Genomic DNA, 7,065 nt, shown 5'->3' on the forward strand with positions numbered 1-7,065 from the left:
AGGCCGGCTACGGCTTTGCCTGGCACAATCATGATTTCGAGTTCAAGAAACTTGCCGACGGATCGGTGCCGCAGGACCACATCCTGTCATCCGCGCCCGATGTCAGCTGGGAGATGGACGTTGCCTGGGTGGTGCGCGGCGGCGATGATCCGCTGCCGTGGATCGAGAAACACGGCAAGCGCATCAGCGCCGTCCACGTCAAGGACATGGCCAAGCCCGGCGAGGGGCTGGATGAGGATGGCTGGTCGGATGTCGGCCATGGCACCATCGACTGGGCCGCCCTGATCAAGGTGTTGCGTGCCAGGAGTGCTGCCCAATACTACGTCATGGAACAGGACAACCCCAACGACATCGAGCGTTTCGCCCGCCGCTCCATCGCAGCCGCCAAAACCTATTAGGAGCAACCAGCATGGCAAAGAAACTTGGCATCGGCGTGATCGGCTGCGGCAACATCTCGAAGGCGTATTTTTCGCTGGCGCCGCTGTTCCGCGGCATTGAAATGCGTGCCTGCGCCGACATCAACATGGAGGCGGCCAAGGCTCGGGCGAAGGAGTTCAAGCTGCGCGCCGACACCGTCGAAGACCTGCTCAAGGCCGACGACATCGACATCATCGTCAACCTGACCATCCCGGCGGTGCACTATGAGGTGTCAAAGCAGATCCTCGACGCCGGCAAGCACGTCTATTCGGAAAAGCCGTTCGTGCTGTCGGTCAAGGAAGGGCTCGACCTTAAGAAGCGGGCGGAGAAAAAGGGTCTGCGCATCGGCTCGGCGCCAGACACTTTCCTCGGCGGCGCGCACCAGCTGGTACGCAACCTGATCGACACCGGCAAGCTTGGCAAGGTCACGAGTGGCACGTGCCATGTCATGGGCCACGGCATGGAGCACTGGCACCCCAATCCGGATTTCTTCTTCCAGCCAGGCGCGGGGCCGGTGCTCGACATCGGACCATATTACATCACCAATCTGATCCAGCTGATCGGGCCGGTGAAGCAGGTCGCGGCCTTCGCGACGACGCCGGCCAAGGAGCGCACGATCAGTTCAAAGCCGCGCGCGGGTGAAAAGATACCGGTCAACACGCCGACAACCATCCACGGGCTGCTGGAGTTCGAGAACGGCGCCGTTATCACGCTCAACACCAGCTGGGACGTCTGGGCCCACGGCCACGCGCCGATGGAGCTTTATGGCGAGGCGGGTACGGTGTTTGTGCCGGACCCGAACTTCTTCGGTGGTGACGTTCGCTTCACCGTCGCGGCCAAGCCGGTCAAGAAGCTGCCGAACTGGCCGCATCCGTTCGGCGTGCCCAACGAGATGCATTCGCAAGGCATGATGGCCAACTACCGCACGTCAGGCCTTGCCGATATGGCGGTGGCGATCGCGGAAGGTCGGCCGCACCGCTGTTCGATGGAGCTGGCGCTGCACGCCGTCGACGTGATGACCAGCCTGCTGCGTTCCGGCGAAACCGGCAAGTTCGTCGCCATGCAGACCACCTGCGAACGGCCGGCCGCACTTGGCGTCAAGGAAGCCAAGGCGCTTTTGGCGAAGAAGAAATAGGGCAGCACACCTCAACCCTCTCCCCGTTTCGACGGAGAGAGGGTAAGGGTGGGGGGCAGAGCCAACTCGCCGCGTTGTGACGAATGCAGCCGACCGGCTCGTTTCCATTCGAGGATTTTCCGATGCCCTACACGCCCGCCGAAAATCGTTACGAGAAAATGGTCTACAACCGCTGTGGCCGCTCCGGCCTGAAGCTGCCGGCGATCTCGCTGGGCCTGTGGCACAATTTCGGCAACGACACGCCGCACAAGACCAAGCAGGCGATCGCGCGCAAGGCCTTCGACCTCGGCATCACGCATTTCGACCTCGCCAACAATTACGGTCCGCCGCCCGGTTCTGCCGAAACCGCCTTCGGTGAGATCCTGCGCACCGACTTCGCTGCCTACCGCGACGAACTGATCATCTCGACCAAGGCCGGTTACCAGATGTGGGCCGGGCCCTACGGCGAATGGGGTGGGCGCAAATACATTCTGGCCAGCCTCGACCAGAGCCTCAAGCGGATGGGGCTCGACTATGTCGATATCTTCTATTCGCACCGTTTCGATCCCGACACGCCGCTGGAAGAAACGATGGGTGCGCTCGACCATGCCGTGCGCTCGGGCAAGGCGCTCTATGCCGGCATCTCGTCCTACAATTCGCAGCGCACGCGCGAGGCGGCCGATATCTTGAAGCAGCTTGGCACGCCTTGCGTCATCCACCAGCCGAGCTATTCGATGCTGAACCGCTGGGTGGAGGAAGACGGCTTGCTCGACACGCTCGAAGGGCTCGGCGTCGGCTCCATCGTGTTCTCGCCGCTGGCGCAAGGCATGCTGACGGACAAGTATCTCGGCGGCATTCCGGACGGCAGCCGTGCGTCGCAGGGCAAGTCGCTGAAGACAGCCTTCATCAACGACAAGACCATCGCCAACATCAAGGCGCTCGACGCCATCGCCGGCAGGCGCGGACAGACGCTGGCGCAGATGGCGCTGGCCTGGGTGCTGCGCAAGGGGAGGGTGACCTCGGCACTGATCGGCGCCAGCCGGCCGGAGCAGGTCGAGGACTGCGTCGGCGCGCTCAAGGCGCTCGACTTCAGCGATGCCGAACTCGCCGAGATCGACACATACGCGCGCGAATCCGACATCAATCTGTGGGCGGCTTCTGCCGAGCGCAAAGGCCCGCCGAGGAAATAGGTCCGCTCGATAAGCCGGCAAAGCGAAAAACGGCGGGCAACCTGCCTGTTGCCCCGCTCCGATCGATGTTCTCGGCGGCCTTGCGGGCAGAATGCTGGAAACAGTAGCAAAAATGCCTGTTCGTCGCTATCTGGATGGGACATGGATCGTTTGTGCGCGGCGCAAGCGACGCAAGGCGAGTTGGAAACAGGATCATGGCGGCAAGGGATGTGCTGACGAAAAACCAGCTGTGCGTGCTCGAGAAACTCGAGACCGCCAGCGGACCGCTCAGTGCCTACACCTTGCTCGACCAATTGCGCGAGCGCGGTTTTCGCGCACCGCTCCAGGTCTATCGCGCGCTCGACACGCTGGTGAAGTCAGGTTTCGTGCATCGGCTTGAAAGCATCAATTCCTTCGTCGCCTGCGCCGAGCCGCATGACCACAGCCATTCGATGACTGCCTTCGCCATTTGCGACACATGCGGGCAGGTCACCGAAATGTCAGACCACGATGTCGGCCACAGCTTGGACGAATGGGTGCGCTCCACCGGCTTCGCCGCCAAGAAGGCGGTGATCGAGTTTCGCGGGACATGTGCCAAGTGTTTGGCTGAGGCGGCTTGAGGTGAGTTGAGATTCAGATGATGCCGGCCTGCAAATGGCGGCTTCCTGCCGCTTCCGGTGCTCACGTACGAAAAGTACGCTCCGCTCCGGTTCTCGGAATCCACCATTTTCGGCTCGGCCTGATCTGAATCTCAACACAACTTGCGTTGGTGCTAATGCGCCTCGTCCCAGTTGTTGGCGGCTCGCGCGTCGACATGCAGCGGCACCGACATTGAGACCGCCGGCATCGCCGCGTTTTCCATGACATGACGCACGACCGGGATCGTCGCCTCGACTTCCGCCTCGACGGTCTCGAAGATCAGTTCGTCATGCACCTGCAGCAGCATGCGTGCCGAAAGGCCTGCTTTTTCCAGCGCCTCCTCCATGCGGATCATGGCACGGCGGATGATGTCGGCGGCGGTGCCTTGCAGGCGGGCATTGATCGAGGCGCGTTCGTTGAAGGCGCGGAGCGAGGGGTTGGACGATCTTATGTCGGGGTAATGGATGCGGCGGCCGAAGATCGTTTCGACAAAGCCGTGCTCGCGGGCATAGGCCTTGGTCTCCTCGATGTAATCGCGGATGCCGGGGAAGCGCTCGAAATATTTCTTGATGTAGTTGCCGGCTTCCTCGCGCGGGATCGACAGCTGGTTGGCGAGACCGAAGGCCGAAATGCCGTAGATGATGCCGAAATTGATCGCCTTGGCGCGGCGGCGAACCTCCGAGGGCATGCCTTCGACCGGCACGTTGAACATCTCCGACGCGGTGATGGCGTGGATGTCGGCGCCGTCGGCGAAAGCCTGCCGCAGTTGCGGGATCTCGGCGACATGGGCGAGCACCCGCAATTCGATCTGGCTGTAGTCGGCCGAGACCAGCCGATGGCTCTTGTCGGTGATGAAGGCGGTCCTGATCTTGCGGCCCTCGGCGGTGCGCACCGGGATGTTCTGCAGGTTCGGATCGGAGGATGACAGGCGTCCCGTCGTCGTAGCGGCCAACGCGTAGGAGGTGTGGACGCGCTTGGTGTCGGGGTGGATGAAGCCGGGCAGCGCATCGGTATAGGTCGATTTCAGCTTGGTCAGCTGGCGCCAGTCGACGATCTTGCGCGGCAGTTCGTGACCTTCGGCAGCGAGATCTTCGAGAAGCTGCGCCGAGGTCGACCACTGGCCGGTCTTGGTCTTCGAACCGCCGGGCAGGCCCATGCGCCCGAACAGGATGTCGCCGAGCTGCTTTGGCGAACCGATGTTGATGCGTTCGCCGATGAGCTGGTAGATTTCCTCTTCGAGGCGAGCGGCGCCCTGCGCCAATTCGCCGGAGAGCCGCGAGAGGATCTGCCTGTCGACCGAGATGCCGCGCTGTTCCATGCGCGCCAGCACCGGCACCAGCGGCCGCTCCAGCCGCTCATAGACCGACACCAGGCCCTTGGCGGCAAGCCGCGGTTTCAGCACCAGCCAGAGCCGCAGCGTCACATCGGCGTCTTCGGCGGCATGAGCCGTCGCCTTGTCGATGTCGACCTGATCGAAACCGACCGAGCTTTTGCCCGAGCCGGTCACGTCCTTGAGCTGAAGAGGAGTATGACCGAGCCACTTTTCGGCAAGCGCATCCATGCCGTGACCATGGGGCGTACCGGCATCGAGCACGTAGGAGATCAGCATGGTGTCGTCGAACGGTGCGACATCGATGCCGTAGCGGCTCATGATGACAAGATCGTATTTCAGGTTCTGCGCGATCTTGAGAACCGATCTGTCTTCGAGCAGCGGTTTCAGCACCGCCAGCGCCTCGCGCAGCGGAATCTGGTTTTCGAGCGCGCCACCACCGAGCAGGTCGCCATTGCCGCTCATGTGGGCGAAGGGAATGTAGGCGGCGCGTCCGGGAGCCGTGGCGATGGCCATGCCGATCAGTTCCGCCTGCATCGGATCGGCGGATGTCGCCCTGACGTCGAAGGCGGCGATGCCAGCCTCCCGTGCCTCGGCGACCCAGGCTTTCAGGGTCGAGATATCGCGGATGCAGTGATAGGCCGAAATGTCGATCTTGCCGGTGGCCGCGCGCTCCAGCCTTAGTGCCGCGAGCAGGGAGGGGGTATCGCCTTGTTTTGACGTCTCCGCCGTCCCGCCGGCTTCGTCCGGTTCAGTGCCAGGCGCGTTTCGGGCAACCGGCGGCAAACCGGCGCCAACGTCCGGGCCATGGGCATGATCGGCGCGTTCGACGGTGACCGCGACGGCCTGGACGTCGCCGGCCTCGGTGCTGGTCGCTTCCGCGACACGGCGGGTCAGCGAGGTGAATTCCATGGTCTTGAGGAAACCGATCAGCTTCGGGCCGTCGGGCGCGTGCAGGACGAAATCCTCCAGACCCTCGGTCACCGGTACGTCGTTCATCAGCGTCACCAGCTGACGAGAAATGCGCGCCTTGTCGGCGTTGGCGATGATCGATTCCCGGCGCTTGTCCTGCTTGATCTCGCCGGCCCGGGCCAGCAGCGTGTCGAGGTCACCGAACTGTTCGAGCAGTTGCGCCGCCGTCTTCGGCCCGATGCCGGGCACACCAGGCACATTGTCGACCGAATCGCCGGTCAGTGCCTGCAGGTCGACCATCTTCTCCGGCGGCACGCCCCATTTCTCGATGACCTCCGGAATTCCGATCTGGCGGTCCTTCATCGGGTCGTACATGGCGACCGTATCGCCAACCAGTTGCATCAAATCCTTATCGGAGGAGATGATGGTGGTATCGCCGCCGGCTTCGCAGGCGAGCCTCGCATAGGTGGCGATCAGATCGTCAGCCTCGTAGCCTTCGATCTCGACGCAGGGCAGGTTGAACGCCCTGGTCGCCTGGCGGATCAGGCCGAATTGCGGGATCAAATCTTCCGGCGGTGCCGAGCGGTTGGCCTTGTATTCGGGGTAGAGGTCGTTGCGGAAGGTTTTTGACGAATAGTCGAAAATGACGGCGAAATGCGTCGGCACGATGCCTACATCGGTATTGCGGGCGTCGAGCATCAGCTTCCACAGCATGTTGCAGAAGCCGGAAACGGCGCCGACCGGCAGGCCGTCGGATTTGCGGGTCAGCGGCGGCAGCGCGTGATAGGCACGGAAGATGTAGCCGGAGCCGTCGACAAGGAAGAGATGATCGCCTTTTTTCATGCCGGCAGGGATAGCGCGGCGCGGCGGCTTGGTCCATGCCAAAGGCAGCCTCGACTATCGGTTCCGGCAACACCCTGACAGATCGCCGTCACCCTGCTCACGCCCATGTTACAAAACTGTAATTTTCGTGCCCTTGAATCGCCACGTTCAGAGACCCAAATACACGTCATCGGCAGTTTTCGCCGAGTCCGGAGCAAGGCCCGTCCCCCGCCTATCCCGGACACCTGCGGCAGCCTATCCCCCCTCTCCGGGCTGCCGCATCGTTTCGAGTAGAAGGCCGCCGTGGTTCCCCCTCCACCACGGCGGTCTTTTTTTGCCTCGCAGAGACGTTTGCAGCCCGTGGTCCAATGATCGCGGGCTTTTCGTTTTCCCGTCATGCCTTTACGGTTCCGGTTCTGAATCGAAAGGCTTCACATATGTCCGCAGTTTCCCCCGTCCTCGACCGTCTCGACAAGAATCTCGACCAGAGCCTCGAGCGCCTGTTCGGCTTGCTCAGGATCAAGTCCATCTCCACCGATCCAGCCTATGCCGCCGACTGCCGCAAGGCGGCGGAATGGCTGGTGGCCGAACTCGAGCTGATCGGCTTCGACGCCAGCGTTCGCGACACGCCCGGCCACCCGATGGTGGTTGCGCACCATGAC

Annotated in this window: 5 protein-coding genes and 1 pseudogene; 5 read left to right on the forward strand and 1 reads right to left on the reverse strand. The window is 62.6% G+C overall.

The window, feature by feature from the left end; translation table 11 throughout:
* The 4 genes from ENZ74_RS15975 to ENZ74_RS15990 all read left to right on the forward strand — a co-directional run.
* A partial coding sequence (locus ENZ74_RS15975; RefSeq protein WP_164761049.1) for a sugar phosphate isomerase/epimerase occupies positions 1-398 on the forward strand: 398 nt, incomplete at its 5' end.
* A gap of 11 nt (positions 399-409) precedes the next feature.
* Positions 410-1,552 carry a Gfo/Idh/MocA family oxidoreductase gene (locus ENZ74_RS15980; protein WP_063169021.1) on the forward strand — a complete coding sequence of 381 codons (1,143 nt, stop codon included), beginning with the start codon at positions 410-412 and terminating at the stop codon, positions 1,550-1,552.
* Between the two features lie 122 nt (positions 1,553-1,674).
* Entirely contained in the window at positions 1,675-2,721 is a 1,047-nt protein-coding gene (gene mgrA / locus ENZ74_RS15985) for an L-glyceraldehyde 3-phosphate reductase (protein ID WP_013529545.1), read from the forward strand.
* Positions 2,722-2,915: 194 nt separating this feature from the next.
* Complete coding sequence (locus tag ENZ74_RS15990; RefSeq protein WP_013529546.1) at positions 2,916-3,320, forward strand: Fur family transcriptional regulator; 405 nt, start codon at positions 2,916-2,918, stop codon at positions 3,318-3,320.
* A gap of 152 nt (positions 3,321-3,472) precedes the next feature.
* On the opposite strand, the gene polA is transcribed toward ENZ74_RS15990, so the two are convergent.
* Entirely contained in the window at positions 3,473-6,424 is a 2,952-nt protein-coding gene (gene polA / locus ENZ74_RS16000; RefSeq protein WP_063170336.1) for a DNA polymerase I, read from the reverse strand.
* Between the two features lie 416 nt (positions 6,425-6,840).
* On the opposite strand from polA, the pseudogene ENZ74_RS16005 reads away from it, so the two are divergent.
* Positions 6,841-7,065: pseudogene (locus ENZ74_RS16005) on the forward strand (hypothetical protein); the annotation flags it as partial.

Source organism: Mesorhizobium sp. M7A.F.Ca.CA.002.15.2.1, from assembly GCF_003998715.1.
In the GTDB taxonomy this organism is placed as follows: Bacteria; Pseudomonadota; Alphaproteobacteria; order Rhizobiales; family Rhizobiaceae; genus Mesorhizobium; species Mesorhizobium ciceri.

Coding starts and splice junctions, on each gene's coding strand:
- ENZ74_RS15980 (WP_063169021.1), top strand. CDS start 410: ATGGCAAAGAAACTTGGCATCGGCGTGATCGGCTGCGGCAACATCTCG.
- mgrA (WP_013529545.1), top strand. CDS start 1,675: ATGCCCTACACGCCCGCCGAAAATCGTTACGAGAAAATGGTCTACAAC.
- ENZ74_RS15990 (WP_013529546.1), top strand. CDS start 2,916: ATGGCGGCAAGGGATGTGCTGACGAAAAACCAGCTGTGCGTGCTCGAG.
- polA (WP_063170336.1), bottom strand. CDS start 6,424: ATGAAAAAAGGCGATCATCTCTTCCTTGTCGACGGCTCCGGCTACATC.